General features: G+C 70.6%; 31 protein-coding genes and 1 tRNA gene. 22 read left to right on the top strand and 10 right to left on the bottom strand.

The genetic code is table 11. The features are described 5' to 3' along the window. Positions 1 to 240 precede the first annotated feature (240 nt). Entirely contained in the window at positions 241 to 900 is a 660-nt protein-coding gene (locus OG417_RS01325) for a hypothetical protein (RefSeq protein ID WP_329248476.1), read from the bottom strand. Positions 901 to 1,136: 236 nt separating this feature from the next. Between OG417_RS01325 and OG417_RS01330 the strand changes: the two genes are divergently transcribed. The 8 genes from OG417_RS01330 (at position 1,137) to OG417_RS01365 (ending at position 6,009) form a co-directional block, all read left to right on the top strand. Then, the gene (locus OG417_RS01330) at positions 1,137 to 1,598 is read left to right on the top strand and encodes a nuclear transport factor 2 family protein (RefSeq protein ID WP_329248478.1); all 462 of its coding nucleotides are present in this window, start codon (positions 1,137 to 1,139) and stop codon (positions 1,596 to 1,598) included. A gap of 43 nt (positions 1,599 to 1,641) precedes the next feature. Further along, complete coding sequence (locus OG417_RS01335) at positions 1,642 to 2,403, top strand: GNAT family N-acetyltransferase (protein ID WP_329248480.1); 762 nt, start codon at positions 1,642 to 1,644, stop codon at positions 2,401 to 2,403. A gap of 99 nt (positions 2,404 to 2,502) precedes the next feature. Continuing rightward, a complete protein-coding gene (locus OG417_RS01340; protein ID WP_329248483.1) occupies positions 2,503 to 2,847 on the top strand; it encodes a YciI family protein in 345 nt (114 codons plus the stop codon). 7 nt (positions 2,848 to 2,854) lie between these two features. Further along, positions 2,855 to 4,075 carry an RNA polymerase sigma factor gene (locus tag OG417_RS01345; RefSeq protein ID WP_329248486.1) on the top strand — a complete coding sequence of 407 codons (1,221 nt, stop codon included), beginning with the start codon at positions 2,855 to 2,857 and terminating at the stop codon, positions 4,073 to 4,075. A gap of 92 nt (positions 4,076 to 4,167) precedes the next feature. Further along, complete coding sequence (locus OG417_RS01350) at positions 4,168 to 5,007, top strand: helix-turn-helix domain-containing protein (RefSeq protein ID WP_329248489.1); 840 nt, start codon at positions 4,168 to 4,170, stop codon at positions 5,005 to 5,007. A gap of 13 nt (positions 5,008 to 5,020) precedes the next feature. Beyond that, positions 5,021 to 5,131, top strand: a complete 111-nt coding sequence (locus OG417_RS01355; RefSeq protein ID WP_329248491.1) for a DUF397 domain-containing protein — start codon at positions 5,021 to 5,023, stop codon at positions 5,129 to 5,131. A gap of 182 nt (positions 5,132 to 5,313) precedes the next feature. Next, positions 5,314 to 5,508, top strand: a complete 195-nt coding sequence (locus OG417_RS01360; protein ID WP_329248494.1) for a hypothetical protein — start codon at positions 5,314 to 5,316, stop codon at positions 5,506 to 5,508. Positions 5,509 to 5,664: 156 nt separating this feature from the next. Continuing rightward, entirely contained in the window at positions 5,665 to 6,009 is a 345-nt protein-coding gene (locus OG417_RS01365; RefSeq protein ID WP_329248497.1) for a type II toxin-antitoxin system VapB family antitoxin, read from the top strand. On the opposite strand, the gene OG417_RS01370 is transcribed toward OG417_RS01365, so the two are convergent. The 6 genes from OG417_RS01370 to OG417_RS01395 all read right to left on the bottom strand — a co-directional run bounded on the left by OG417_RS01370 (position 5,984) and on the right by OG417_RS01395 (position 10,026). Continuing rightward, positions 5,984 to 7,078, bottom strand: a complete 1,095-nt coding sequence (locus OG417_RS01370) for an alpha/beta hydrolase (RefSeq protein WP_329248500.1) — start codon at positions 7,076 to 7,078, stop codon at positions 5,984 to 5,986. The genes OG417_RS01365 and OG417_RS01370 overlap by 26 nt on opposite strands. Positions 7,079 to 8,222: 1,144 nt before the next feature. Further along, positions 8,223 to 8,309, bottom strand: a tRNA-Ser gene (locus OG417_RS01375). A gap of 32 nt (positions 8,310 to 8,341) precedes the next feature. Beyond that, positions 8,342 to 8,797, bottom strand: a complete 456-nt coding sequence (gene tadA / locus OG417_RS01380; RefSeq protein ID WP_329248503.1) for a tRNA adenosine(34) deaminase TadA — start codon at positions 8,795 to 8,797, stop codon at positions 8,342 to 8,344. Between the two features lie 6 nt (positions 8,798 to 8,803). After that, on the bottom strand, positions 8,804 to 9,256 hold the full coding sequence (locus tag OG417_RS01385) for a tRNA adenosine deaminase-associated protein (RefSeq protein ID WP_329248504.1): 453 nt from the start codon (positions 9,254 to 9,256) through the stop codon (positions 8,804 to 8,806). A gap of 27 nt (positions 9,257 to 9,283) precedes the next feature. Next, entirely contained in the window at positions 9,284 to 9,760 is a 477-nt protein-coding gene (locus OG417_RS01390) for a tRNA adenosine deaminase-associated protein (RefSeq protein ID WP_329248507.1), read from the bottom strand. A 95-nt stretch (positions 9,761 to 9,855) separates the two neighbouring features. Next, entirely contained in the window at positions 9,856 to 10,026 is a 171-nt protein-coding gene (locus tag OG417_RS01395; protein WP_329248510.1) for a hypothetical protein, read from the bottom strand. A 59-nt stretch (positions 10,027 to 10,085) separates the two neighbouring features. Here OG417_RS01395 and upp point away from each other — a divergent pair, with 59 nt between their 5' ends. The 5 genes from upp to OG417_RS01420 all read left to right on the top strand — a co-directional run bounded on the left by upp (position 10,086) and on the right by OG417_RS01420 (position 13,530). Further along, positions 10,086 to 10,724, top strand: coding sequence for a uracil phosphoribosyltransferase (upp, locus tag OG417_RS01400; RefSeq protein WP_329248512.1), 639 nt, complete (start codon positions 10,086 to 10,088; stop codon positions 10,722 to 10,724). A gap of 327 nt (positions 10,725 to 11,051) precedes the next feature. Then, positions 11,052 to 11,264, top strand: a complete 213-nt coding sequence (locus OG417_RS01405; protein ID WP_329248514.1) for a hypothetical protein — start codon at positions 11,052 to 11,054, stop codon at positions 11,262 to 11,264. Between the two features lie 131 nt (positions 11,265 to 11,395). Next, entirely contained in the window at positions 11,396 to 11,545 is a 150-nt protein-coding gene (locus OG417_RS01410) for a hypothetical protein (protein ID WP_329248517.1), read from the top strand. Next, the gene (locus OG417_RS01415) at positions 11,542 to 12,069 is read left to right on the top strand and encodes a PH domain-containing protein (RefSeq protein WP_329248520.1); all 528 of its coding nucleotides are present in this window, start codon (positions 11,542 to 11,544) and stop codon (positions 12,067 to 12,069) included. Before OG417_RS01410 ends, OG417_RS01415 begins: the two co-directional genes overlap by 4 nt. A 135-nt stretch (positions 12,070 to 12,204) precedes the next feature. Then, positions 12,205 to 13,530, top strand: coding sequence for a helix-turn-helix domain-containing protein (locus OG417_RS01420; RefSeq protein WP_329248522.1), 1,326 nt, complete (start codon positions 12,205 to 12,207; stop codon positions 13,528 to 13,530). On the opposite strand, the gene OG417_RS01425 is transcribed toward OG417_RS01420, so the two are convergent. Next, positions 13,527 to 14,360 (bottom strand): EamA family transporter, encoded by an 834-nt coding sequence (locus OG417_RS01425; protein WP_329248525.1) that lies wholly within the window; start codon positions 14,358 to 14,360, stop codon positions 13,527 to 13,529. The two genes, OG417_RS01420 and OG417_RS01425, sit on opposite strands and share 4 nt — an antisense overlap. Continuing rightward, positions 14,357 to 15,001: a B3/B4 domain-containing protein gene (locus OG417_RS01430; protein WP_329248528.1), complete on the bottom strand. Its 645-nt coding sequence runs from the start codon at positions 14,999 to 15,001 to the stop codon at positions 14,357 to 14,359. The genes OG417_RS01425 and OG417_RS01430 overlap by 4 nt, the downstream gene beginning before the upstream one ends. A gap of 72 nt (positions 15,002 to 15,073) precedes the next feature. Here OG417_RS01430 and OG417_RS01435 point away from each other — a divergent pair, with 72 nt between their 5' ends. The 7 genes from OG417_RS01435 (at position 15,074) to OG417_RS01465 (ending at position 21,175) form a co-directional block, all read left to right on the top strand. Further along, a complete protein-coding gene (locus OG417_RS01435) occupies positions 15,074 to 15,628 on the top strand; it encodes a helix-turn-helix domain-containing protein (RefSeq protein ID WP_329248531.1) in 555 nt (184 codons plus the stop codon). Between the two features lie 133 nt (positions 15,629 to 15,761). Further along, on the top strand, positions 15,762 to 17,222 hold the full coding sequence (locus tag OG417_RS01440) for an FAD-dependent oxidoreductase (protein WP_329248534.1): 1,461 nt from the start codon (positions 15,762 to 15,764) through the stop codon (positions 17,220 to 17,222). Further along, positions 17,219 to 17,833: a TetR/AcrR family transcriptional regulator gene (locus OG417_RS01445; protein WP_329248536.1), complete on the top strand. Its 615-nt coding sequence runs from the start codon at positions 17,219 to 17,221 to the stop codon at positions 17,831 to 17,833. The genes OG417_RS01440 and OG417_RS01445 overlap by 4 nt, the downstream gene beginning before the upstream one ends. Positions 17,834 to 17,970: 137 nt before the next feature. Beyond that, positions 17,971 to 19,107, top strand: coding sequence for a serine hydrolase domain-containing protein (locus tag OG417_RS01450; RefSeq protein ID WP_329248539.1), 1,137 nt, complete (start codon positions 17,971 to 17,973; stop codon positions 19,105 to 19,107). Positions 19,108 to 19,185: 78 nt separating this feature from the next. Further along, a complete protein-coding gene (locus OG417_RS01455; RefSeq protein ID WP_329248541.1) occupies positions 19,186 to 19,578 on the top strand; it encodes a GntR family transcriptional regulator in 393 nt (130 codons plus the stop codon). Continuing rightward, complete coding sequence (locus OG417_RS01460; protein WP_329248544.1) at positions 19,575 to 20,474, top strand: ABC transporter ATP-binding protein; 900 nt, start codon at positions 19,575 to 19,577, stop codon at positions 20,472 to 20,474. Before OG417_RS01455 ends, OG417_RS01460 begins: the two co-directional genes overlap by 4 nt. Beyond that, positions 20,474 to 21,175 (top strand): hypothetical protein, encoded by a 702-nt coding sequence (locus tag OG417_RS01465; RefSeq protein WP_329248547.1) that lies wholly within the window; start codon positions 20,474 to 20,476, stop codon positions 21,173 to 21,175. Before OG417_RS01460 ends, OG417_RS01465 begins: the two co-directional genes overlap by 1 nt. A gap of 15 nt (positions 21,176 to 21,190) precedes the next feature. Here OG417_RS01465 and OG417_RS01470 read toward each other — a convergent pair whose 3' ends face one another. Continuing rightward, positions 21,191 to 22,165, bottom strand: a complete 975-nt coding sequence (locus tag OG417_RS01470; protein ID WP_329248549.1) for an ArsR/SmtB family transcription factor — start codon at positions 22,163 to 22,165, stop codon at positions 21,191 to 21,193. Between the two features lie 74 nt (positions 22,166 to 22,239). Here OG417_RS01470 and OG417_RS01475 point away from each other — a divergent pair, with 74 nt between their 5' ends. After that, positions 22,240 to 23,526, top strand: a complete 1,287-nt coding sequence (locus OG417_RS01475) for an MFS transporter (protein WP_329248552.1) — start codon at positions 22,240 to 22,242, stop codon at positions 23,524 to 23,526. 423 nt (positions 23,527 to 23,949) lie between these two features. After that, complete coding sequence (locus OG417_RS01480; RefSeq protein WP_329248554.1) at positions 23,950 to 24,636, top strand: NAD(P)H-dependent oxidoreductase; 687 nt, start codon at positions 23,950 to 23,952, stop codon at positions 24,634 to 24,636. The last annotated feature ends 11 nt before the right edge of the window (positions 24,637 to 24,647 follow it).

Raw genomic sequence — 24,647 nt, forward strand, 5'->3', positions numbered from 1 at the left:
ACCGCGGAGTGGCAAACTACACAAACTCCGCGGTTCTCCAACCAACGGGCCGCACCGAGCGTCTAAGGCATCCCGCCGCGGCAGGCCGTCTTCCGCAGGACCGTCTCCACACCCCGAGGGAAATGACAATACCGACATTAAGCACTTTTGCCACAAACTATGCAAGTGCCGCAATTCCCATCAAACGCACCGCCCGCCATCCACGGCGATCACGTGGGGCGCGCCCGCCTGCTCCAGCCGTCATCCACCGGCGGACGGCGGCCTACGGGCCATGCTCACGCCGCTCTCAGGCCGCCGTCCCCTGGCGTGCCGGGGATGCCGGGGCCCGGCCTCACGCGGGACGGCGGCCGACGCGGGACGGATGAGCGGCGCGAACGCCGAGAGCATCAACAGCCCGGCCGCGGGCAGCAGGTCCAGGTTCACGGCCGAGGCCAGGCTCGCCAGCAGGATCGCGAACGGCACCCACACCGGAGCGGCCCGCCGCGCCGCCAGGTGGACGGCCGCGGCCAGCAGACCGACGTAGAACAGCGACGGACCGGCGTCGTACACAGCCAGGGTGACCCCCGGCACCTCGCCGACCCGGTCGAACATCGGTCCCATCGCGGCGTGGTCGGCCGCCCGCAGGCCGACGACGACGTCGATGGTGATCTGCGCCATGGACAGGCCCGCGCCGGCCAGGCCGACCGCGGCGATGGCCGTGGCGAGGCGTCCGCCGCCGGCGAGCCGCCGCAGGACGAGCAGCACGGGCACGAACAGCACCATCGCGCCGAGGAAGGCGAGGTGCCCGGCGGTCCAGGCCGGTCCGGGACCCCGTTCTCCGTCCAGCCCGTCCGCCAGCCGGATCAGCCCGTACGCGGTGACGAGGACCGGAGCGGTGGGGAAGGCAAGGCGTGCGTTCATGCCGACCAGCCTCGCCGCGGCGCATCATCCGGACATCGCCGACGCAGGCGATTTTCCATCTCCCTCGCGAGAGCGATCTCGCCTCCGGCGCGGTCGAGGGAGCCTCCGCGGCCGGCGTACGGGCCACCCTCACGCCGCCCTCTCGCGGCGCGTTGGGATGCTGGTAGGTGCCGGGCTGGCGTCGTACCGAACGGACCGGCCGTCCGGGCGGCCCGCCGCGTTCCTCGGAGGTTCAGATGGACAGCAGCCGTCCCCCGTTCCCGCCGTTCACCAAGCAGTCCGCGGCGCAGAAGGTGCAGGCCGCCGAGGACGCCTGGAACACCCGGGACCCGGCCACGGTGGCGCTCGCCTACACCGAGGACTCGGTCTGGCGGAACCGCGGCACCTTCCTGGAGGGGCGCGAGGCGATCGAGGAGTTCCTCACCGGGAAGTGGCGGCGCGAGCTGGACTACGCGCTGCGCAAGGAGTTGTGGGCGTTCGACGGCAACCGGATCGCGGTGCGGTTCCAGTACGAGTGCCACGACGCCGACGGCCAGTGGTGGCGCAGCTACGGCAACGAGCTGTGGGAGTTCAGCGAGAACGGCCTGATGCACCGCCGGGAGGCCAGCATCAACGACGTGCGGATCGAGGAGAGCGAGCGCCGCGTCTTCGGCCCGCGCCCGAAGAGCGAGCACGGCATCCCGTTCCCGATCCGGTGAAATTCGTTTGCCGCCCGGTCGCGTGGCTGGTCGGGTGGGCCGCATGGATGCCGCAGCGGTGCTGGCCGCGTTCGACGAGCAGGTACGACGCCGGCCGCGCGCCGACGACGGGCACGTGGAGGATGACGGCGACGTCGTCCGTACGGTGTCGGCGGGCGGCGGCTGGAACGGCGTCGAGTGGACCGCCCTCACCTCCGCGAACGCCGACGCCGCGATCCAGGCACAGATCCGGCGGTTCGCCGAAATCGGCCGGCCCTGGGAGTGGAAGCACTACTCCTACGATCAGCCGGATGACCTGCGAGAACGCCTGGTCGCCGCGGGCCTGACCCCGGGCGAGGACGAGACGCTGCTCGTCGGGACGATCGCCGAGCTGGACCTCGCCGTACGCCCGCCGGCCGGCGTCGAGCTGCGCGCCGTCCGCGACCGGCACGACCTCGACGCCCTGGTCGCGGTGCACGACGAGGTCTTCGGCGGCCACCACGCGAGCGGCCCCCTCGCGGCGGCGCTGGCGGACGGTACGGCGGCGGCCGTGATCGCCTGGGCCGGTGAGGCACCGGTCTCGGCCGCGCGTGTGGAGTTCTACCCTGGTACGGAGTTCGCGGGGCTGTGGGGCGGCGGCACGCTGCCCGCCTGGCGCGGCCGGGGCGTGTTCCGTTCCCTGGTGGCGCACCGCGCCGCGCTCGCGAGGCAGGCGGGATACCGCTACCTCCAGGTGGACGCGATGCCCGCCAGCCGCCCGATCCTGCGCCGCCTGGGCTTCACCGAGCTCGCGACGACGACCCCGTTCGCCCATCCGGGCCGGTGAACGAAGAAAATCCGTCCCCGGATGTCCAGAATCGCGGGCGGCCGTTCGTCCCTATCGTGAAGCCGGCGATACGGCGCCGGCCCGGCCAAGGGAGAGACCATGCCCAAGTACATCGCCCTCACCTACACCCGCGACGTCGACTGGTCGAGCCCGGAGCAGTCCGAGGAGATGAAGGACTACTGGGAGTTCGGGGAGGCCGCCGCCGCGGTGATCAGGGGCGGCCACGCCCTCTACCCGACCGCCACCGCGACCACCGTACGGGTCACGGGCGGCAAGGGCGGGGACGTCATCACCAGCGACGGGCCCTACGCCGAGACGAAAGAGGCCCTGACCGGTTTCTACCTGTTCGAATGCGCCGACCTCGACGAAGCCGTCGGCTATGCCGCACGGCTCCCGGCCGCCTGGGACGGCGCGGTCGAGGTGCGCCCGATCATCGAGTTCTGACCGGCCGATGGCCGAGGCCGGTGACGCGCTCGCCCGGCTGGTACGCGACGAGGGGACCCGCGTGCTGGCCACTCTCGTGCGCGTCACCGGCGACGTCGATCTGGCCCAGGACGCCGCGCAGGACGCCGTCGTCCGTGCCCTGGAGACCTGGCCGCGCGACGGCGTGCCGGACAACCCGCGCGCGTGGCTGTTGGTCACCGCCAAGCGGCGCGCGATCGACATCATCCGACGGGAGGCGCGGCGCGCCGGGAAGGAGACCGAGGCCGTCATGTTCGCCGAGCCCGGCCCCGAGTCCGCCGAGGCCGTCGACGACGACCTGCTCCGGCTGGTCTTCACCTGCTGCCACCCCGCGCTGTCGGTCGAGGCGCAGGTCGCGCTCGCGCTGCGGACGCTCGGGGGACTGTCCACCGCGGAGGTCGCCCGCGGCCTCATGGTGCCCGAGGCGACCATGGCCAAGCGGCTCACCCGGGCGAAACAGAAGATCGCCCAGGCGCGGATCCCGTACCGCGTGCCGTCCGCCGAAGAGCTGCCCGGACGCCTCGCCGGCGTCGCGGCCACCGTCTACCTGATCTTCAACGAGGGGTACGCCACGGGCGCCGGCGCCGACCTCGTACGCGGAGCGCTCACCGCCGAGGCCGTCCGGCTGGCCCGTCTGCTCGCCGCGCTGATGCCCGACGAGCCGACCGTGCTCGGCCTGCTGGCGCTGCTGCTGCTCCAGGACGCGCGCCGCGACGCCCGCGTCGACGACGAGGGCCGCGTGCTGCTCCTGAGGGAACAGGATCGCCGCCGGTGGGACGCCTCGGCGATCAAGGAGGGCGTCGAACTGGTCGGCCGGGCGCTGCGCCGTACGCCGGACCGCCCCGACCCGTACGTCGTCCAGGCGGCGATCGCGGCGTGCCACGCGCTGGCGCCCACATACGCCGACACGAACTGGGACGCGGTCGTGTCCTGGTACGACGTGCTGCTCAGCGTGCAGGACACCCCGGTCGTCCGGCTGAACCTCGCCGCCGCCGTGGCCGAACGGGACGGGCCCGAGGCCGGGATGGCCCTGGTCGAGGCGATCGAGGGCCTGGACGCCTACCCCTGGTGGCACGCGACGCGCGGTGAGCTGCTGCGCCGCATGCGCCGGCCTGAGGCGGCACGGGCGGCGTACGAGCGGGCGCTGGCGTTCGGCATGAGCGCTCCGCAGGCGGAGCACCTGCGCCGGCAGATCGCTGGGCTTTCCTGACGCGGCCGTCGCCGCCCGTTGTCCGTCTGCGTGATTAATGGATTACTATCGGTGACGAAGATCTTACCTCCCCTGGGAAAGGACCCCCGCCCATGGAGGACGTACGACACAGCCCGACCGTCCGGCGACGGCGCCTCGCCCGGGAGCTTCGCCGCCTCCGTGAAGCCGCCGGGCTCACCGCCGACGAGGCGACCAGGCGGCTCGAGTGGGCCGCCGGAAAGGTCAACAAGCTCGAACGCGCCCAGGCCGTACGCCCGCGCGTGACCGACATCCGGGCGATGCTCGACGTGTACGGCGTGACCGAGGAGACCCAGCGCGAGGCGCTGCTCGACCTGACCCGCGAGGCACGCCGGCGCGGCTGGTGGACGGCGTACGGGCCGCTGACGGACACCTACACCGAGTTCGAGAGCGAGGCCCGGAGGATCAGCACGTTCGAACTGTCGGTCATCCCGGGCCTGCTTCAGACGCCGGCGTACGCGCGGGCGCTGCAACGCGGGTGGCTGGTGCGCGACGAGGAGATCGACCGGCTGGTCGAGCTGCGGATGCGGCGGCAGAAGCTACTGACGTACGAAGACCCGCCGCACCTGTGGGCGATCATCGACGAGAGTGCCGTCAAGCGGTCGTTCGGGTCGGAGGAGACCAAGCGCGAGCAGTTCCGGCGGCTGATCGACACCGCCTCGCTCGAGCACGTCGACATCCAGATCCTGCCGACGGCCGCGGGCTTTCACCCGGGCCTGTCGGGGTCCTTCGTAATCTTGGACTATGACCAGGATCCCAGCCTCGTCTACCGCGAGATCTCCCCGAGCAGCGTCTACCTGGAGGGGCCTGACCAGGTAGCGGAACGCCGCCGAGTCTTCGAGCACCTGAGCGCCCTGGCGCTCGGACCGGAGGAGTCGATCGCCCGTCTGCGGCGGTTGGCCGAACGATCCTGAAGAGGTAGCGCCCGTGCCCGACCACCCCAGCACCGAGTGGCGTACGAGCACCCACAGCCAAGGAGGTGACGGCAACTGCGTGGAGGTCGCCATCGTCTCCGGCTGTGAACTCACCCCGCCCTGACCCCGGGCGTGACAAGGCTCCCAGGAGACCCCTGGGGGCCTTCTCTCGTACGAGGACCGCCACTCCCCGGGCCCGCCGCACGGCTCTGTGTCCATTCTGTTGCCCGTCGGGTGTTTGATCACTTTTCTGGTGGAGATCTCTGGTGCATCTCGGGGGAGACGTTCGACCCTGTGGAGGAAAAGATGCTCGCCATAGTCGCCGCCATCTGCTTCGCCGTCGCCCTGCTGTGCGACTGGCTCGGCACCGGCTCGGACTTCTTCAACTACCAGACCCTCGACACCCTCGGGTTCCTCCTGATCGCGCTCCACCTCGCCGGGTTCGGAGCCGCCTACGACTGGCGAGGCCGCAGCCGCGCATGGCGATCGAGACGACGCTGACAACGACGGAAAAGATCATCAACGCGGGCCGGTGTCCATACGGGCGCCGGCCCCTGTGATTCGTATGCCACACAACGGCTTATCGGCGAAAAGTGATGCAGACCTGGACCCCAACAAGTGGCGTGATCACCGGCATCGCCGCCTAAACTGCTTGGCGTGATCTTCAAGGCCGTGGGAGAGGGACGCCCTTACCCGGAGCACAACCTCAGTTCCCGTGACTGGGCGAATGTTCCGCCTCGTCAGGTGCGCCTCGACCAATTGATCACCACGAAGGCCGGGCTCGATCTCAACTCGCTGCTCGCCGAGGACTCCACGTTCTACGGCGACCTGTTCCCCCATGTCGTGCAGTGGCGGGGCCAGCTCTACCTCGAAGACGGCCTCCACCGGGCGCTGCGCGCCGCCCTGCAGCAGCGCGTCATCCTGCACGCCCGGGTCCTCGACCTGGACGTGGTCGACGTCTCACCCCCACCGCCGCCTAGATCTGGGCCGTCACCCACGTGAACATCCTCGGGAACGCCGCACGCCACGCGACGTAGTTGTGCTGGCCCCCCTTGATCACCAGGAACGGCGCCTGCGGCTGGTACTGCTTCACCAGGTCCACGAACGCCCGCGCCTGCACCATGTCGCTCTGCGCCGCGTTGCCCGACATCACCCAGAACCGCGGTAGCGGCGTCGGCGGCACCGCTCGGGCCAGGATCTTCAGCGGCGAGTTGGCGGCGCGCAGCGACCGGTCCCCGGCGAACGGATCCACCACACGCGGCAGCCGGTTGGTGCGCAAGGGCTCGAAGTAGCCGCTGAGCGCCGCCGCGGCGCCGTACCGGTCGGGGTGGCGCAACGCGAGGTTGGCCGCGCAGAACCCTCCCTCGGAGAACCCCGCGATGCCCCACGCCGGCCCGGGACGCTGCACCCGCAGCCGCCCGGCGATGTCGTCGGGAACGTCCGTCGCGAGGTAGGTCTCGTCCTGCTCCCCGTGGACGGTGTTCAGGCACTGGGTGGAGCGGTCGAGACCGCCGTCGGCGTCCGGGATGACCAGGACGACCGGCCTGGCCTTGTGCTGGGAGATCAGCTTGCGGAGCATGCCCGAGATCTTCAGCCGGCCCTCGTAGTCTCCCGGCGTGCCCGGCGACCCGTGGATCAGTTCGACGACCGGGAACCGCGCGGTGGCGTACGGCTTCTGGAAGTACTGAGGCGGGAGGTAGACCACACCCTGGCGGCTGATCCGGCTCTGCGGCCCGGGCAGCGTGGTCTCCATCGCGAACCCGTTCTTGCGCGCCTGCCGCTCGTGTACCGCCCTGCGCAGCACCTGGTCCAGCCGAGCCCCCAGGTCGGGCACCCGCGCGACGGTGGCCGGAGCCTGGTTGGTGAGGTCGCGCCAGGCGTCGTCCCAGTTGTCGTAGTAACCGTAGAAGTCGTTGACGAGCGCGATGCCGAACACCATCGCGGGCGGAAACGCGAGCGCACCGGCGACCACCTTGAGCGCCACGTGCCGCACCCGGACGAGCCAGAACAGCGCAGCCGCGAACAACACCAGAAGCACAGCGAAGACGGCGAAGCCCTGCGGACCAAACATCGATCCTCCTCCGGCCGACAATCCGGACCACACCCGGACGAAAGGCCAGATCCCCTGGCCCGCGCACCGTACCGCTCTGGTCAGGATGACGCCCGCAACAGCCGATGAGATCCCACTCAAGCCCACTCCGACCGTCAAACTTTCTTTACCGAGAGTGACGCCCCGTCGGGTTTACGTAACGAGACCAGAGGAACCGCCGCCCACAAAGCCCCGACAGACACCAAGACCGAACCGAAACCCCGACCGCCCTGTGGCACGCGAACCCGCAAAGTTATCCACAGCCAACCGACCGTCTTCCGCCCGAGAGCCCCAGCCCTTGACAATGAAAGTGGGCTGGGCCCCCGTGGCGGGCGGGGGAGTACCCCGCCGAAGCCGCCCCAAAGAGGCCACGAACCCTCGATGCCACCCGAAGGGCGCCGAGGAAGCCGCTCCCGAAGCCCCCGAAGGGGCGGCGAGCAGAACCCCCGTCCATCCGAGGGCAACCACCCAATCGCGGGGGCTCCGGGAAGCTCGCCCCCGGAAGAAAGAAGCGGGCCCACCGGCGAGCAGGTAGACCCGAGACGAGCCCCTGACAAGGAAAGTGGGCTGAGCCCCCCGTGGCGGACGGGGAGTACCCCGCCGAAGCCGCTACGAAGAGGCGACAAGCCCTCGATGCCGCCCAAAGGGCGGCGAGGAAGCCGCCCCGAAGGGGCGGTGAGCAACCATCCGTCCGACCGCAACCATCAATCGCGGGGGCTCCGGGGGGCTCGGCCCCCCGGGAGAAAGGAGCGGGCCCACCGGCGAAGCCGCTACGAAAAGGCGACAAGCCCTCGATGCCGCCCAAAGGGCGGCGAGGAAGCCGCCCCGAAGGGGCGGTGAGCAACCATCCGTCCGACCGCAACCATCAATCGCGGGGGCTCCGGGGGGCTCGGCCCCCCGGGAGAAAGGAGCGGGCCCACCGGCGAAGCCGCTACGAAAAGGCGACAAGCCCTCGATGCCGCCCAAAGGGCGGCGAGGAAGCCGCCCCGAAGGGGCGGTGAGCAACCATCCGTCCGACCGCAACCATCAATCGCGGGGGCTCCGGGGGGCTCGGCCCCCCGGGAGAAAGGAGCGGGCCCACCGGCGAAGCCGCCCAAGAGGCGGCGAGCAGGTAGGCCCGAGACCGCGGTGGAGGTGGGATTTGAACCCACGGATGAGTTGCCCCATCACACGCTTTCGAGGCGTGCGCCCTCGGCCACTAGGCGACTCCACCAAGACGGGAGCCTACCGGAAGCGAGGACCTCCTCAGTCCCGTCGCCGGGCGAAGAATTCGGTCAGGAGGGCTCCGCACTCCTCTGCGAGGACTCCGCCGACGACTTCGGGCCGGTGGTTGAGGCGCCGGTCGCGTACGACGTCCCAGAGTGAGCCGACGGCGCCGGCCTTGGGGTCGATGGCGCCGTACACGATGCGGTCGACGCGGGCGAGTACGGCGGCGCCGGCGCACATCGTGCAGGGTTCGAGGGTGACCACCAGGGTGCAGCCGGTGAGCCGCCACTCACCGAGGCGCGCCGCCGCCCGGCGGAGCGCGATGATCTCGGCGTGGGCGGTGGGGTCGCCGGTGCGCTCGCGTTCGTTGCGGCCGGCGCCGGCGAGCCGGCCGGAGGCGTCGAGGACGACGGCGCCGATGGGCACGTCGCCGGCCGCCATGCGGGCCTCGCGCAGGGCGAGGCGCATCGCGTCGCGCATGTCCGGCTCGCGCATCGGCGGCTACCTGAGGCGGTCGTATTCCTCGGCGAATCCGGCCCGCTCGGCGATGGCCGACAGCGCGTCGCCGGGGAGCGTGCGTTCGCCCAGCTCGGTCAGTGCGGCGGGTTCGGTACCGAGGTCGGAGAGGAGTCCGGCGTCGCCGACGGGGTCGTCGGTGGGCACCTCGTCGACGTCGCCGATCTGCTCATGGAGCATGCGCGCGAGGTCGCTGCCGAGGGCCGCCCGGGGGTCGGAGAGGAAGACGCGGGGGTCCTCGCCGTCGTCCAGGCGTACGACGGCGAACCATTCGTCCTCTTCCTCGATGAGGAGGAGGACCGTGTCGCCCGCCGTCTCGACGGCGGTCTCCCGCATGATGTCGGTGATGTCGTCGACACCGGCGACCTCGGCGAGGTCGGTCTCGGTCCCGATCCAGCCGGCGTCGCTGCGCGCGAAGGCCACGGAGAAGTACGGCACGCCTTCATTGTCTCCAAAAGACGGCGGTTATTCGATCGCGCGCTCGAAAGCGGCTCCGAATCCGAGGCGAGCGGCGATGCTGGAGAGCATCTCGTCAGGGTAGAGATCGAGATCGCCGGAGAGCGCCCCGAGCTCCATCTCGTCCAGGCCGAGGTCCGCGAAGATCGACATGTCTCCGGCCGGGAGCACCTGGTCGAGGTCCTCGTCGTCGGGGATGTCGAGCTCGAGGTACTCCACGACCTGCCCGGCCAGCGGCCAGTCGACGGAGGCCGTGACGTCGGACAGGAAGACCAGCACGTCGTCCGCCAGCACCCGCAGCGCGACGAAGAAGTCGTCGCCGACCGCGGCCAGCCCGATCGTGCCCGCCATGCTGGGCTGCTGCCGGAGGGCATGGATCAGCCCTGCCAGATCTTCGGTCAACGCGATGGGAAGCTGTTCGACTTCCCAGGCGTCGTCTTCTCGGGAGACCACGACAGCGAAATCCGCCGTGTCCAGTTCCGTCATCTTCACCCCACCGCCGCGCGTCCTGCTCGGGCATCTTGGCAGATGTGGGGCTGTCGTACTCACGGCACGGGGAAACAAGGGGGACGGCGACGCCTCTAGTTGGCGCGGAACGTCCGCATCCGCATCGCGGCGCGGGTGCGTTCCTGGCGCCATCGCCGGGGGCTGACGCGCTTGCGGAGTTCGCGCGCCTCAGCCAGTTCTCGCAGGAACACCGCCCGGCGGCGGAGTCGATCTCTTACCTCCTCCGGACTCATGCGATCGTCCATGGGAGGTACGTTCCCCGTGCTCAGATATCCATTCGGCTCCTCGGCTACCGTGATCCGACATGAGAACCCTGGTGGCCGATCACCCCCTTGTCGCCCACAAACTCACCACCCTTCGCGACGAGACGACAGACTCCCCGACCTTCCGTCGCCTGGCCGACGAGCTCGTGACGCTCCTCGCGTACGAGGCGACACGTGACGTACGCGTCGCGGATGTGACAGTGACCACACCGGTCGGTCCGGCCGAGGGGGTGCGCCTGACCCGCCCGCAGCCGCTCGTGGTCCCGATCCTGCGCGCGGGCCTCGGCATGCTGGACGGCATGACCCGCCTGCTGCCGACGGCCGAGGTGGGTTTCCTCGGCATGGTCCGCGACGAGGGCACGCTGAAGGCCACGACGTACGCGACGCGCCTGCCGGACGATCTGTCGGGCCGCCAGTGCTACGTGCTGGACCCGATGCTGGCGACCGGCGGCACGCTGGCGGCGGCCGTCCACCTGCTCCTGGACCGCGGCGCGGACGACGTCACCGCGATCTGCCTCCTGGCGGCGCCGGAGGGCATCGCGCACATGGAGGAGTCCTTGAAGGACCGTACGGTGCCGGTGCGCATCGTGACGGCCGCGATCGACTCCCACCTGAACGAGTCCGGCTTCATCGTGCCCGGCCTCGGCGACGCGGGCGACCGCCTGTACGGCGTCGTCTGAGCGCCGGGGAGGACGCGCGAACCCGGCTTCCCGACGCGTGTCCGCCCGGCCGGGTTGTCACTCCCGCGCATATGGCCGGTCAAGGCCACTCCCAGGCACTTTCCGGTACGCCCCGCGCACTCTCAGCCGCCCCCGAACCGGTCGTTGGAGCGGTCCTCTCCGCGGCCGGTTCAGGCCAATTCCGCGGCGCTCCGCGACGCCCCCGCGGCCGGCTTGAGGGGGACGCGTTCAAGATCCGTACGCGCAGGGTAATAGCCTGCTACGGATTGTGACCGATGTGCCCCGGCGGCTTTGTCGCGGCCGCGGCGGGCTGATGCGGAGAGTGTCATGGCGTGGACGTTTGAGACGGTCGCCGAAAATCTCGCCGAAGAGTTCGGCGAGGTGCATCCGGCCGAGATGGTCATCCGGTGTATCGAGGCGGCGCGCCACAGCGCCGAGGAAGTGATCGGCGAAGCCTCCCCTGAGCTGGTCGAACGCATCGCGCGCAAGCACCTGGAGGTGCTCGCGCTGGCGGCCGCGGAGGGACACGGCGGCGGCTGACCCTCCCGACGGCCCTTGACAGCGCGGATTCGGCCCGCAGATACGGTCACGAACCTCTTTGCAGCCCTGCTCCACGGCTGGTGTACTACTTGAGTTGGGTCAGTGCGTCAGGGCTTCGGGAGGCAAGTTCCTTGAAGAAGTACCTCACTTGGGCACTGGGGATCTTCGTGGTCTTCTACCTGCTCAATTCCCCGGGCGGGGCCGCGCGCATCGTTCACAGCGCGGCCGGCAGTCTCGCGTCGGCCGGTAACTCCCTCTCGCGCTTCGTCGACGCACTATGAGGCTCGTCACCCCCGGCGACTCCGCGCCGGCGTCGATTCATCGGTACCTGCTGCCCCACGAGCAGCAGGTGATCACCGTCCGACGGCATCCGGCCGTTCTGATGACCCCCATCGCCTTCGTCCTGGGCGGGCTGGTGGTCGCGGGCGTGCTGAGCAACGTGGTCGTCGACAGCAACGGCTCGCTGGTCAACTGGATCTGGTGGGCGTGGCTGGTGCTGCTGGCCTGGTTCGTGTGGAAGGTCGCGACGTGGTCCGTCGACTACTTCGTGATCACCAACCAGCGCATGCTTCTGACCACCGGCCTGCTCACGCGTAAGGTCGCCATGATGCCGTTGGCCAAAGTGACCGACATGAGCTTTCAGCGGTCCATGAGCGGCCGCATGCTCGGCTATGGAGAGTTCGTCCTCGAGTCCGCCGGTCAGGACCAAGCCTTCCGCGTTGTTAGCTACCTGCCGTATCCTGAACAGCTGTACCTAGAGGTCTGCAGCATGATCTTTCCAACAAGCGATTCTTCGGACGACTGATCTCTACTGGGTAACTTGACCCGGACTCCTACACCTTGTCCAAGTTGTTTGGGTTACCCTCCTTGTGTGAGGTAGTGCTACTCACAATCAGGTCGTAACCCAATCCGCGTGTAGCCCTTCGGTAAGTGAGACGTGATGCCGGGTCAAGGAAGCGTTGGTGAGCGAGTCCGTAACCTGCGGCTGAGTAAGCACCTCTCTCAGGCGCAGCTTGCCGGGACCGAGTTGTCCGACAGCTACATCTCATTGATCGAGTCCGGGAAGCGCACCCCGACTCCCGCCGTCGTACGGCTCCTGGCCAGCCGGCTGGGCTGCCTGCCGGAGTATCTCTCCGAGGGCATCGAGCCCGAAGAACGCCTGCACCTGCAGGTCCGCGCGCGCCACGCCGAGCTGGCACTCCTCGGGGGCGACGCCGACCAGTCACTGACGTGGTTCAACGAGATCCTCGACGCGGTCGACAACGACCCGGAGCTGATGAAGCGCGCCCGCTGGGGCCGCGCACGCGCTCTGGAGACCATGGGCCGCGGCGAAGAAGCGATCAAGGCGCTCGAGGAGCTGCGCGAGGAGGCCACGCGCGACCGCGGTCGCGCCGGCTGGCTGCCGGTGACCATCGTGCTGGCCCGTTGCTACCGCGCCGCCGGCGACCTCGGCCGCACGCTCGCGCTCGGCGAGTCCGCGCTGAACCGCCTGGCCGACCTCCGCCTGCTCGGCGGCGAGGACGCCGCCGAGATCGGCCGCACGCTCATCGCGACCTACCTCGACCGCGGTGAGCCCGCGCCTGCGCACGAGCTGGCCGAGCGGCTCCTGGACGCCGGTGAGCCCGACCCGTCCGTGATGATCAACGCCTACGTCGAGGCGAGCCGGCAGGCCCTGGAGGAGGGCGAGGGCGGCGAGTCGCTGTACCTCGCCGAGCAGGCGCTCGCGCTGTACGCCGGCGGCGACCAGGCCAAGGCCCAGGCCCGCCTGCGCGTCACCGCGGCCCGTACGCTCCTGCCCTCGGGCGCCTCGCCGATGGACGCCGGAAAGGCGCTCGACCTCCTCACCAAGGCCGAGCCGATCCTCAGCGGCATGGACGCGGCCGAGTGCCGGATCGAGATGGCCCGCTCGAAGGTGCTGCTCGGCGAGCCGGCCGCCGCCGTCGACATCGCCGAGGGCGTGCTGACCGACCTCACCGCCCAGCCGCGGTCGTCGGTCACGACGATCCGCGCCCGGCTGATGCTCGCGCAGGCGCTCATCGCCGACGGAAACCGCGAGAAGGCGCTCACCGCCCTGCGCGCGGCCCGCGACGAGCTGGCCGGCCTGGAGGCCTCGCGGGCCACCGCGCGGGTCTGGCGGGAGCTGGGCGACCTGTTCGGCACGGCCGAGGACTCCGCCGCGATGATGGACGCCTACCGCAAGGCGCTGGAGTCGGCCGGCCTGCGTTCGAGCCCGCAGCACTCCGACATCGTCGTCAACCTCCGCTAGCCGGAGGTCACGAGCCCCACGCCGGCCACCGCGACGACGAGGCCGACGCGCTGGATCGGCCGGAGCCGTTCGCCGTACACCAGCCGGGCCAGCAGCACGGTGCTCGCCGGGTAGAGCGAGCTGAGCACGCCCGCGATGCTGAGCATCCCGGCGCGCGACGCCAGGACGTACAGCGCGTTGCCGAGCACGTCCAGCGTTCCGGCCAGCAGTGCGATGCCGGCGGTGACGCGGTCGCGCGTCGGCGGCCGGACGCGGGTCGCCAGCGCGGCGATGACGACCATCACCACGCCGACCGCCTTGGAGGCGACGAGAGGCCACAGCGTGCCGTCGTCGCCCTGCTGGATGAGCACGAAGAACGTGCCGAACCCCGTGCCGGCGAGCAGGGCCAGCAGCGGGCCGCGCAGCCCCGCGCGGGCCTGCTGTCGGTTCGGCTCGATGCTGACGAAGCAGATGGCGACCAGGCACAGCACGATCCCGGCGACGGCCATGGGCGACAGGCGGTCGCCCTGCGCCACGCCGACGACGGCCGGCACGACGGCGGCCATCAGTCCCGAGACCGGGGCGACCACACTCATCGGCCCCTGTGCCAGGGCGCGATAGAAGACCAGCAGGGCCCCGCCGCCCGCCGCCCCGGAGGCGACGCCCCACATGAGGGGGCCGCCGCTCGACCCGTCGCCGAACGCCAGGGCCACGGCCAGCAGCAGGACCAGCCCGGCGGGCAGGCTGAGGACCAGGACTCCGGTCGATCCGCCGCGCCGCGACGCCGCCCCGCCGCAGAAGTCGCCGGCGCCGAAGACGATCGCGGAGCCCAGGGCGAGTGCGATGATCATGGCTCGATCAGCCGGGTGGTGATGGTGACCTCCGGCGTGATCGCCCGCAGCAGCCCGGCCAGCTCGTCGCCGGCCTCGACCAGCCGGTCGAGGGAGTACGGCTCGAGCCGCTCCAGGATGAACAGGGCGTTCTTGGTCTGCTCGGTGATGTGCGTGCGCGTGCACTGGCGCCAGTTCCAGCGGCGGCAGGTGACGCCCGCGTCGTCGCGCCAGATCACCTCGCCCGGCTCGGGGTGCTCGATGACCGGTTCGCCGTCTTTGACCGTGGCGAACTCCTCATCGCCCACCGCCCGGGTCAGGCGCGCCGGGCCGACGTACGTGTCGAGGTCCTCGCCGCCGATCGGCAGACCGTGGCGCACGCTGATCGCGTTGTAGGCGTCGACGACCCCGTTGATGGCGGGGAGCTCGGGGCGGCGCAGGAGGGCGTCCACGGACGGGCGGGCACGCTTGGGGTTCACGCCGAACCCGCGGTACGCCTCGCGCCAGGCCTCCACGTGGGGGGCGGCGGCCTCGGCGAGGCCGTCGGTGCTCTCGCTTCCGGCGGACGGGCCGTTGACCAGGCCCTCCGCGCTCATCAGGAGAACGGCGAAGTCGGGGCGCAGGGCGCGTACCGCGTCATCGACGATGATTCGTTCGAGCATGGCGCCTCTCCTGGAGGGTCGGTCGGAATATAGTACCGAGGAGTTCACTATAACGACCATCGAGAGTGGCCCATGACAGACACGGTCGGCGACGCGGTGGCCCGCACCGTCCGCGCCCTGCGCGCCGCGCACGGCTGGAGCCTCGACCAGCTCGCCGCGCGCGCCGGGCTCAGCAAGGGCGTGCTCGTCGCGCTGGAGCAGGCGCGCGGCAACCCCAACCTCAGCACGCTGATCCGGGTCGCCGACACCCTCGGCGTGCCGCTGACCCGGCTCGTCCAGGTCGAGGAGGAGCCGCCGATCCAGCTGTTCCCCACGAGCCGCCACGTGGTGCTGTGGAACGGCCCGTCGGGCGGCACCGGCACGCTGCTGGCCGGCAGCGACCCACGCCCGTCGCTCGAGCTGTGGCGATGGGAGCTGCGGCCCGGCGAGCGCCGCGACAGCGAGCCCCACAGCTCGGGCACCCGGGAGATCATCAGCGTCGAGTCGGGCGTGTTGTCCCTGGTCGTGGGCGAGAGCCGTACGGAGGTGGCGGCAGGCGACGCGGCCTTGTTCCACGGCGATCGCGCCCACGCGTACGCGAACGAGACCGACCAGGACGTCCGCTTCATCCTCACGGTCATGGACTGAGTCCCGCGGCACGGCGGGCGCCGCCTGCGGCGGAGGCGACGGCGCACACAGGTGCGGGGACTCGCCATGGACAACAGAGGCCCGGCGGTCTATTTTGTTTACGGTACCGATCCGTAAAAATAATGGAGTGCAGATGGAATCCGACGTTCTGATCGTCGGCGCCGGACCGGTCGGCCTGGCCCTGGCGTGCGCGCTGTCCCAGCACGGCGTCTCGGTACGGGTGGTGGACAAGGCCGCAGGCCCGGCGACCACGTCACGGGCCAACTTCGTGCACGCACGCGGATCAGAGGTGCTGGACCGGCTGGACTCGCTCGGCACCCTGCCCGAGGAGGCGGTGCGGGCGATGACGATCACCACTTACGCCGGCGACCGCCCGATGATGCGGATCAAGTTCGGTGACCCCGGCCTCCACACCGCCGCTCCTCCGATGGTGATCTCCCAAGCGCGCGTCGAAGCTCAGCTGCGCGAGCGCTTGGCCGAATTGGGCGGGCAGCCCGAGTGGAACGCCGCCCTGGCGGCCGCCGACCAGGACGCCTCTGGCGTGAGCGTCACCCTGGGCGACGGCCGCACCGTGCGGGCGGGCTGGCTCGTGGGCTGCGACGGCACGGGCAGCACGGTACGGAAGCTGACCGGCATCGGCTTCCCCGGTGTCAAGGTCAGCGAGCGTTTCCTGCTCGTCGACGCCCGCCTCGACACGACGCTCGACCGCTCGGGGACGAGCGGCTGGGTGCACCCGGACGGCATGCTGGGCGCCATGCCCATGCCCGGGGACCAGTGGCGGTTGCTGGCCTACGACGCGACGTTCCCCGACGACGAGCGCGGCGAGGAGCAGATCGTCGAGCGTATGCGGCGCATCCTGCCCGAACGCACCGGACTCACCGACATCAAGCTGCTCGACGCCACGTGGGCGTCGCTGTTCAGGGTGCACCGCCGGCTGGCCGACACCTATCGGCAAGGACGCATCCTGCTGGCCGGGGATGCCGCCCACGCGCACGCCCCGTTCGGCGGCCAGGGCATGCTCACCGGCCTCGGCGACGCCGAGAACCTCGCCTGGAAACTGGCCCTGGTGATCCAGGGCCGGGCCGGCGAGCGGCTGCTGGACACCTACGAGGCCGAACGCCGGCCGCTGGCCACCCAGGTCCTGCGCGGCAGCACGGCCGCAACCAAGATCAACATTGCCGCCGGGCCCATCGGCCGCTTCCTGCGTGACCGGGTGCTGATGCCGGTGTTCAGCGTTCCCCGGCTCCAGCGGTGGGCGACGTACACCGCCTCGCAGCTGTGGGTGAGCTACCGGCGCGGCCCGCTCGGCGGTCGCGGTCGCCGGCCGGCACCCGGCGACCGGATCCCCGACCTCGCCTGCAAGCGCGACGACGGCACCCGCACCCGGCTGCACGCCGAGCTTCGCGGCCGCTGGGCGGTGCTCGGCGACCATGACGCCTTCGCGGCGGCCCGCCACCGGCTCGGCGACAGTGTGGTCCTCCTGCACCCGGAGGACGAGTCGTTGCCCACTATGCTCGTACGCCCGGACGCCCACCTGGCCTGCAAGGGCGGTCCCGCTGTGCTCGCCATCTGGTTGGACGGAACCCTCGCATGACCGCCTCCCGAGGACGCGGGCGCCCCCGCGATCCCGCGACCGACGCCGCGATCCTGCGCGCGGCGTTGGAGGTGTTCGTGGAGCGCGGCGTCGAGGGCACCAGCATCGAGCAGGTGGCCAAACGGGCGGGGGTGGGCAAGCTCACCGTCTACCGCCGCTGGACCACCAAGGAAGACCTCATCGCTCAGGCCATCGAGCAGTCGGTCAGCGCCGAGTTCGTCCCTTCCCCCGCCGACGTCCAGGCCCTGTCCCCGCAGGAGATCGTCGAACGTGCCCTCCCCGCGGCGGCGGAGATGGTCGCCCACCCGGACTTCCGCGCCTTGGTCGCCCGTGTCATGGGATCGGCGGTCAGCCATCCGAAGCTGATGGCCGTCTACTGGACGCACTACGTCCTCCCCCGCCGCGAACTGGCCGCCGCGATGCTCCGGCGCGCGCAAGAGGACGGCACGGTCGCGGCGGACGCCGACCTGGACGTGATGATCGACATGATGGCCGCGTCCGTGACGTACCGCGTACTCCAGCCGGACCCACCGGACGCCCCGGAGATGCTCCGCTATCTCAAGGCCGTCTACCGCCAGGTCGGGCTGTACCGACCGCCTCAAGAATCCTGATCGCGGACGCCGTCGCATCCTCACGGTGATGGGCGGAGCCCTACGGTATGAGGCGTCTGATGGCTCCGGCGGGTGACGCGGGCCACGGCGGTCGCTTTCTAGCGTGACCACCCAGTCGATCTCTACGGGAGGGTCACGTGAATCCGTACGCGCGAATGCTGGGCGCCGCACTCACCCTGGCCATGGGCGTCGCGTCGTCCGCGGCTCTGGCCGGTCCGCGGGCCGCCGCCGAGCCCGCCGGCCACACCGCGGTCCAGAAGGTGTTGCACCGGCTGACCACCGACGACGGAGCGCCCGGCGCCCTCGCCGAAGTGCGGGACCGGCGCGGTGTCACCGTGCTGACCAGCGGCGTCGCCGACCTGCGCACGAACGCTCCGGTGCCAGCCGACAGCAGCTTTCGCATCGGCAGCATGACCAAGCCGTACGTCGCGACGGTCGTGCTGCAGCTCGTGGGCGAACACCGCGTCGCGCTCGACGCGCCGGTGGAGCGCTACCTGCCCGGCGTGGTGCGGGGGCACGGCAACGACGGCCGGCGCATCACCGTACGGGAGCTGCTCCAGCACACGAGCGGGCTGCCCGACTACCTGACGTACCTCACGCCGCAGGACGTCCTGGCCGACCGGTACGCCCACCACGATCGCGACGAACTGCTCCGGATCGCGCTGGCGCATCCGCCGCTGTTCAGGCCGGGCAGGAAGTGGAGTTACAGCAACACCAACTACCTGCTGGCCTCGATGCTGATCGAGAAGGTGACCGGCCACCCGTACGCGACGGAGATCGACCGGCGCATCGTGAAGCCGCTCGGGCTGCGGTCCACGTCCGTGCCCGGTGACGAGACCGGGATCCCCGGGCCGCACCCGCGCGGCTACGTACGGCCCGGCGCCGGCGCCGACCCGATCGACGTGACGGAGTTCAACCCGTCGGTCGCCGCCGGGTCCGGGAACATGATCTCCAGCGCGTCCGACGTGTCGCGGTTCTTCGACGCGCTCCTGCACGGGCGGCTGCTGCGCCCGGCCGAGCTGGCCGAGATGACGCGGACGCGGGCGACCGGAAGCTCGGACGGCCGCGCGTACGGGCTGGGCCTGGAGCGGCATCCGCTGCCGTGCGGCGGCGTGTACTGGGGACACGGCGGCGACATCTTCGGCTTCGCGACGATGAGCGGGACCACGACGGACGGCCGGCAGGCCACGGTCATGGTCAACCTCGACCCGGGTGGCTCCGACGCCCAGGACGCCGACGTGACGGCCGCCGTGACGACCGCCCTGTGCTCCTAGACGGACCCGCCCACCGTTGCTTGCCCAGTCTACTGGTTCATTAGTAGGGTGGTAAACCAGTAAAGCAACGGAGGCATGATGTCACTCCTGGATGACGGCGGGCCGATCTTCGCCCAGATCGCCGCCGAGCTGGCGAACCAGATCGCCGACGGCACCGTGGGCGAGGGAGAACGAGTCGCGTCCACCAACGAACTCGCGGCGTTCTACCGGGTCAACCCGGCTACGGCGGCGCGCAGCCTCACCGTGCTCTCCGAAGAGGGCCTGGTGGAGAAGCGGCGGGGCGTCGGCATGTTCGTCGCGAAGGGCGCGCGCGACCGGCTGGTGCGCGCGCGGCGGCGCCGCTTCGCCGACCGCTACGTACGGCCGATGGTGGTCGAGGCGACCCGGCTCGGGATCGGGCTGGAGGAGCTGCTCAGGCTCGTGCGCGAGGAGCTGGACTCGGCCGAGGTCACGACGGGAGGACGAGCATGACGCCGGCGATCTCGGTATCCGGGGTCGGGCGCCGCTACCGCGACCACCGGGCGCTGAGCGACGTCACCTTCGAGATCGGCACACCGTGCATCGCCGGGCTGCTCGGCCGCAACGGCGCCGGGAAGACCACGCTGCTGCGCATCCTGGCCGGCCAGGAGTTCGCCACCTCCGGGCGCGTGCACGTGTTCGGCGCCGGCCCGCTGGAGAACGACGCGGTGCTGCGCCGGATGATCCTCGTACGGGAGGACCAGACCTACCCCGACCTGCGGGTTCGGCACGCGGTCGCAGCGGCGTCGATGCTGTACCCGAACTGGGACGCCGACCTGGCCGGCACGCTGCTGGACGCGTACGAGCTTCCGTCGACCCGGCCGATCAAGAAGCTGTCGCGCGGCATGCGGACCGCGCTCGGCATCGTCATCGGGCTGGCCTCCCGCGCCGAGCTCACCCTGTTCGACGAGCCGTACTCGGGCCTGGACGCGGTCGCCCGCACGCTCTTCTATGACCAGCTGCTGGCCGACTACACCGCCCACCCACGCTGCATCGTGCTCTCCACCCACCTCATCGACGAGGCCGCCGAGCTCCTCGACCGTGTCCTGGTCCTCGACCACGGCCGGCTGGTCCTCGACGCGCTCACCGACGACCTGCGCGGCTCCGCCACGGTCGTCACCGGCCCGGCCGACGACGTGGAGCGGTTCGCCGCCGGCCGCACGACGCTGAACCGGCGCACGATGGGCGCGCAGACCAAGGCGGTGATGGTCGGCCGGCTCGACGAACGCGACCGCGAACTCGCCGACCACCTGCGCCTGCGCCTGGAGGGGCTCACCCTCCAGCAGCTCGCGATCTACGCGGCCGAGCACCACGACCAGTCCGGACTCACGGCAGCGAGGGCATCCTGATGCGCCACACCCCGATCGTCACCGTCGGCCGCTACCTGCTCCTCGACCGCGTCACCTACCTCGTACTGCCCTGGGTGTGGGCGGCCTTCGGCTTCCTCCTCGACGTGGTGATCCTGCAGCTCACCCCGGCCGGCAACAACGACCACCACCGCTGGGTCGGCGGCCTGGCCGCGCTCTTCATCGTCGTGTTCGTCGTGGGCTCGCAGTCCGTCGCCCGCGCACTGCCGTTCGCCCTCACCCTGGGGGTCAGCCGACGCACCTACTTCGCCGGCGTCAGCTCACTGGCCCTCGCCCTGGCCGCCGGCTTCGGGCTCGTGGTCGCGGTCGGTCAGATCCTCGAACGCGCGACCGGCGGATGGGGCATGAACATGGGCTACTTCCGCGTCCCCTACTTCCTCGACGGTCCCTGGTACCTGTCGTGGCTCACCGCGACGACCACGTTCGTCCTGTTGTTCGTCTACGGGATGTGGTACGGCCTGATGTATCGCCGCGGCGGCCTGTCCGGCACCATGATCTTCGGCGGCGCGCAGCTCGGCGTGCTGGCCCTCGCCGCGATCATCGCGACGGGGGTGCACGGCTGGACGGCCATCGGCCGTTTCTTCACCACCATCACCGCGACCGGCGTCACCGGCCTCCTCGCCGCCGCGGTCGTCGTCATGCTCGCCGGCGGCTTCGCCACCATCCGCCGCCTGGCCGTATGAGACCGCATCGGGCGGTCAGGGTCGGCGTGGGGTGAGCAGAGCCTCGGTGAGGGCGGTGCGGTGGTAGAGCACGTACCGGCCGCTGCGGTGAGCGTCGAGCAGCCCGGCGGCTCGTAGGGCGGTGAGGTGTTGCGAGACGCCGCCCGTGGTGAGGCCGGTGCGCCGGGCCAGGTCCTGGGTGGTGGCGGGGCGGTGAAGTTCGCAGAGGAGCAGCGCGCGGGAGTGGCCGAGGACCTTGGCCAGGGCGTCGGGCACGTTGGTGGCGTCGGTCTGCCAGAGAGTGGCGATCCCGCGTGGTGGGTAGCGCAGGGTGGGTTGCCAGGGCGGGCTCGTCACGGAGAAGAGGCGCGGCCAGATGAACGCCGAGGGAACGAGGAGCAGGCCGCGTCCACGCAGCGACCGGGCGCCCCGGGCATGCCGGTGCGCCACGCGGAGGGTCTCCTCGTCCCAGCGGACGGCGGGGTCGAGGTCGGCGAACACCCGGTTGACACCGCCTTCGGCGAGGCGATGGGCGCGGTAGCGAATGTCGTCTTCGAGCAGCGTGAGAATACGCGGCCAGTACGCGACGAGGGCGTTCTCCCAGAAGGCGCCGATCGCGTCGACCAGCCGGACCAGCCCGTCGGCCGGGTTCGCGTACAGGTCGGCCAGCGGCTCGGTGCGGGCTCCGGGCATCTGGTCGAGCTCGTCCCGCACCACCTCCGCCGGCGTGGCACGCAGGGCGGCGAGTTCCAGCTCGATGTCGGGCATCGGGGTGGTGGGCGGTGGACAGACGAACGCCGGAATGACCCGGGTCGGCACCGGCACCAACTCGGTCAGCGGCCGCAGGTCGAGACCTGACAGGCGGGGTCCGACCTGCTCGATCCAGGGCCGGTGCAGGGGATGCTCGGCCGGACTCTTGAGAACGCGCACCGCGGCGACCACCTCCCAGAGCGGAGAGACGGCGAACCGGGTCTGAGCGAGGTCCGGGACGGTGAATCCGAGTTCGATCAAACGCGACCGCCCTTTCCGATTCAGCCAGGGCTAAATTAGTCGAGCTCGTCGGCGCGGACCAGCACGGTGGGCGCATGACATCCGACCGGCTCGAACAGGCAACGGCGCGTACGCGGGCACGGCCACCGCGACGGGGCCGGTCCGGCGGCAGCCGAAGCGGAGTGCTCGGTCACCCGGAGTTCCGGCTGGTCTTCGCCGCGGCCGTGGTGAGCCTGCTGGGTACGCAGATCAGCTATGTCGCGATCCCGTTGGTCGCGGTGTCGGCATTGCACGCTTCGCCGGGACAGGTCGGTGTCCTCGCGATGCTGAGCACGGTGGCGTTCCTGCTCGTCGGCCTGCCGGCGGGGGCGTGGGTCGACCGGCTGCGGCGACGCCCGGTCATGATCACAGCCGATCTCGCCCGTGCGGCGCTTCTCGGGTCCGTTCCGCTCGCGTGGTGGATCGGTGAGCTGTCCTTGATCCAGTTGTACGTCGTCGTTTTCCTCACCGGTGTCTGCACGGTCTTCTTCGATGTGGCGTCCCAGAGTTACCTGCCGCACGTGGTCGGCCGGGACCGGTTGACCGCCGCCAACTCCGCTCTGGTCAGCGCCGATGCCGCCGGCGACGTGGTCGGGCGTGGTCTCGGCGGACTCCTGGTGCAGGCCTTGGCGGCTCCTGTCGCGGTCGGTGTCGACGCCCTCAGCTACCTGTGGTCCGCGGCGTGTCTGTGGCGGATCCGTCGCCGGGAGAGTCCCCCTGGCCCCGGTGAGCCCACCCATCTGTGGCGGGAGATGAACCAGGGCCTGCGGTTCGTCGCCGGCCGGCCCGTCCTTCGGGCGATCGCCCTGTCCGGCGCCCTGGTCAACCTGTCCCTCCAGTTGATCCTGACGCTGTTGCCGGTCCTGTTCGTACGCGACCTGCACCTGTCGGCCCAGACACTCGGTGCGTATCTCGGCGCCGGCGGCATCGGGTTGTTCCTCGGCGCCCGGCTCGCCGCACCGCTCGGACGGCGCCTCGGGCAAGGTCGTACGCCGTGGATCGTCGGAGCCCTCCTCGGCCCGGCCGCACTGGCCATCCCGTTCGTGGATCACGGCCCATGGCTGTGGATCGCGGCGACCGCGTGGCTCCTGACCATGGCGCAGATCGGAGTCAACAATGTGATCCTGGTCGGCTTCCGGCAACGCATCACCCCCGACCGGTTGCTCGGGCGGGTGAACGCCACCATGCGGGTTCTGCTCTTCGGTGCCCTCGCCCTGGGGTCCGGGCTCGCGGGGCTGCTGGGCCAGTTCACCGGGACTCGTACCGCTCTGTGGGCCGGTGCCGCGATTCTGAGCCTCGCCTGGGTTCCTCTCTTCTGCTCGCCCCTACGCCGCGACGGGTGATTCATCGGGATACCGTGGTACGTCGAAATGAATGAGAGGGGCCTACCCGTGGCCAATGAGGTCGTGTCGCGGCCGGAGGAGATGGTCGAGGCGTTCAAGGCGCTGGCCAACCCCGTCCGCCTCCAGATCATGCGGTGACTCAGGGATCCGGACGGGGAGTTCGCGGACTATGAGCCGATCGCGGACCGCCAGGTCGTCGGCGTTTGCGTCAGCCACATCCAGGCCAAGAGCGGGCTGGCACAGTCGACCGTCTCTTCCTACATGACGGCCCTTGAGCGTGCGCGGCTCGTACGGTCCACACGCGTCGGCAAGTGGACGCACTACCGACGAGACGAGGACCGCCTGCGGCAGCTGTCGACCGCGATCGCCGAGAATCTCTGATTGACGTATCACAATATTGCGATATTGCGATACGATCTCTCCATGGACACACCGATACCGCGCAAGACCGCTCTGATCGTTCACGCCCACCCCGAACCCGACGCGTTCAGTACGGCGCAGATGCGGGTCGCCGCCGAGGAGCTGCGACGCTCCGGCTACGCCGTCGAGGTCGTGGACCTCTACGCCGACGGGTGGAGCCCGGTGCTCGACCGTCAGGAGTTCGAGCCGGTCAGCGGGCCGTTCAAACCGCAGGCAGAGCAGATGAGGGCCGTCCGGGAAGGGACCTTGACCGGCGAGGTGCGCGCTCACCTGGACTCGGTGCTCGCCGCCGATCTGCTGGTCTTGTCCTTCCCGATGTGGTGGTTCTCGATGCCGGCGATCCTCAAGGGCTGGATCGATCGCACGTTCGTCATGGGGGCGCTCTTCGGAGGCGACTTCGGGCTGTTCGACCGGGCCGCGCTGCGGGGGAAGCGGGCGATGCTCCTCGTGACCACCGGCGGCTCCGCCGAGTCCTTCAGCTCGGGCGGGGCCTTCGGGGCGATGGACGACTTCCTCTTTCACATCCACCGGGGAATGCTGGAGTTCGTCGGCTATGAGGTACTGGCCCCTGTCGTCACGTACGGGCCGGCCCACCTGACCGACGCCGAACGCCGCACCGCGCTGGAGGCCGTTCGAGAGTCCTTCGCGGCGATCGGCAACGGTCTGGTCGATGAACCCGCACTGGCGTGAGAGCCCCGCGG

The sequence above is a fragment of the Actinoallomurus sp. NBC_01490 genome, assembly GCF_036227085.1.
Taxonomy (GTDB): domain Bacteria; phylum Actinomycetota; class Actinomycetes; order Streptosporangiales; family Streptosporangiaceae; genus Actinoallomurus; species Actinoallomurus oryzae.

What these genes read in the sequence shown, in the direction of transcription:
- OG417_RS01460 (WP_329248544.1), top strand. Translation starts at nt 19,575, where the DNA reads ATGACGCCGGCGATCTCGGTATCCGGGGTCGGGCGCCGCTACCGCGAC.
- OG417_RS01475 (WP_329248552.1), top strand. Translation starts at nt 22,240, where the DNA reads ATGACATCCGACCGGCTCGAACAGGCAACGGCGCGTACGCGGGCACGG.
- OG417_RS01415 (WP_329248520.1), top strand. Translation starts at nt 11,542, where the DNA reads ATGAGGCTCGTCACCCCCGGCGACTCCGCGCCGGCGTCGATTCATCGG.
- OG417_RS01465 (WP_329248547.1), top strand. Translation starts at nt 20,474, where the DNA reads ATGCGCCACACCCCGATCGTCACCGTCGGCCGCTACCTGCTCCTCGAC.
- OG417_RS01335 (WP_329248480.1), top strand. Translation starts at nt 1,642, where the DNA reads ATGGATGCCGCAGCGGTGCTGGCCGCGTTCGACGAGCAGGTACGACGC.
- OG417_RS01455 (WP_329248541.1), top strand. Translation starts at nt 19,186, where the DNA reads ATGTCACTCCTGGATGACGGCGGGCCGATCTTCGCCCAGATCGCCGCC.
- OG417_RS01435 (WP_329248531.1), top strand. Translation starts at nt 15,074, where the DNA reads ATGACAGACACGGTCGGCGACGCGGTGGCCCGCACCGTCCGCGCCCTG.
- OG417_RS01345 (WP_329248486.1), top strand. Translation starts at nt 2,855, where the DNA reads ATGGCCGAGGCCGGTGACGCGCTCGCCCGGCTGGTACGCGACGAGGGG.
- OG417_RS01480 (WP_329248554.1), top strand. Translation starts at nt 23,950, where the DNA reads ATGGACACACCGATACCGCGCAAGACCGCTCTGATCGTTCACGCCCAC.
- OG417_RS01330 (WP_329248478.1), top strand. Translation starts at nt 1,137, where the DNA reads ATGGACAGCAGCCGTCCCCCGTTCCCGCCGTTCACCAAGCAGTCCGCG.
- OG417_RS01390 (WP_329248507.1), bottom strand. Translation starts at nt 9,760, where the DNA reads ATGACGGAACTGGACACGGCGGATTTCGCTGTCGTGGTCTCCCGAGAA.
- upp (WP_329248512.1), top strand. Translation starts at nt 10,086, where the DNA reads ATGAGAACCCTGGTGGCCGATCACCCCCTTGTCGCCCACAAACTCACC.
- OG417_RS01350 (WP_329248489.1), top strand. Translation starts at nt 4,168, where the DNA reads ATGGAGGACGTACGACACAGCCCGACCGTCCGGCGACGGCGCCTCGCC.
- OG417_RS01425 (WP_329248525.1), bottom strand. Translation starts at nt 14,360, where the DNA reads ATGATCATCGCACTCGCCCTGGGCTCCGCGATCGTCTTCGGCGCCGGC.
- OG417_RS01395 (WP_329248510.1), bottom strand. Translation starts at nt 10,026, where the DNA reads ATGGACGATCGCATGAGTCCGGAGGAGGTAAGAGATCGACTCCGCCGC.
- OG417_RS01420 (WP_329248522.1), top strand. Translation starts at nt 12,205, where the DNA reads ATGCCGGGTCAAGGAAGCGTTGGTGAGCGAGTCCGTAACCTGCGGCTG.
- tadA (WP_329248503.1), bottom strand. Translation starts at nt 8,797, where the DNA reads ATGCGCGAGCCGGACATGCGCGACGCGATGCGCCTCGCCCTGCGCGAG.
- OG417_RS01440 (WP_329248534.1), top strand. Translation starts at nt 15,762, where the DNA reads ATGGAATCCGACGTTCTGATCGTCGGCGCCGGACCGGTCGGCCTGGCC.
- OG417_RS01340 (WP_329248483.1), top strand. Translation starts at nt 2,503, where the DNA reads ATGCCCAAGTACATCGCCCTCACCTACACCCGCGACGTCGACTGGTCG.
- OG417_RS01325 (WP_329248476.1), bottom strand. Translation starts at nt 900, where the DNA reads ATGAACGCACGCCTTGCCTTCCCCACCGCTCCGGTCCTCGTCACCGCG.
- OG417_RS01360 (WP_329248494.1), top strand. Translation starts at nt 5,314, where the DNA reads ATGCTCGCCATAGTCGCCGCCATCTGCTTCGCCGTCGCCCTGCTGTGC.
- OG417_RS01405 (WP_329248514.1), top strand. Translation starts at nt 11,052, where the DNA reads ATGGCGTGGACGTTTGAGACGGTCGCCGAAAATCTCGCCGAAGAGTTC.
- OG417_RS01370 (WP_329248500.1), bottom strand. Translation starts at nt 7,078, where the DNA reads ATGTTTGGTCCGCAGGGCTTCGCCGTCTTCGCTGTGCTTCTGGTGTTG.
- OG417_RS01445 (WP_329248536.1), top strand. Translation starts at nt 17,219, where the DNA reads ATGACCGCCTCCCGAGGACGCGGGCGCCCCCGCGATCCCGCGACCGAC.
- OG417_RS01430 (WP_329248528.1), bottom strand. Translation starts at nt 15,001, where the DNA reads ATGCTCGAACGAATCATCGTCGATGACGCGGTACGCGCCCTGCGCCCC.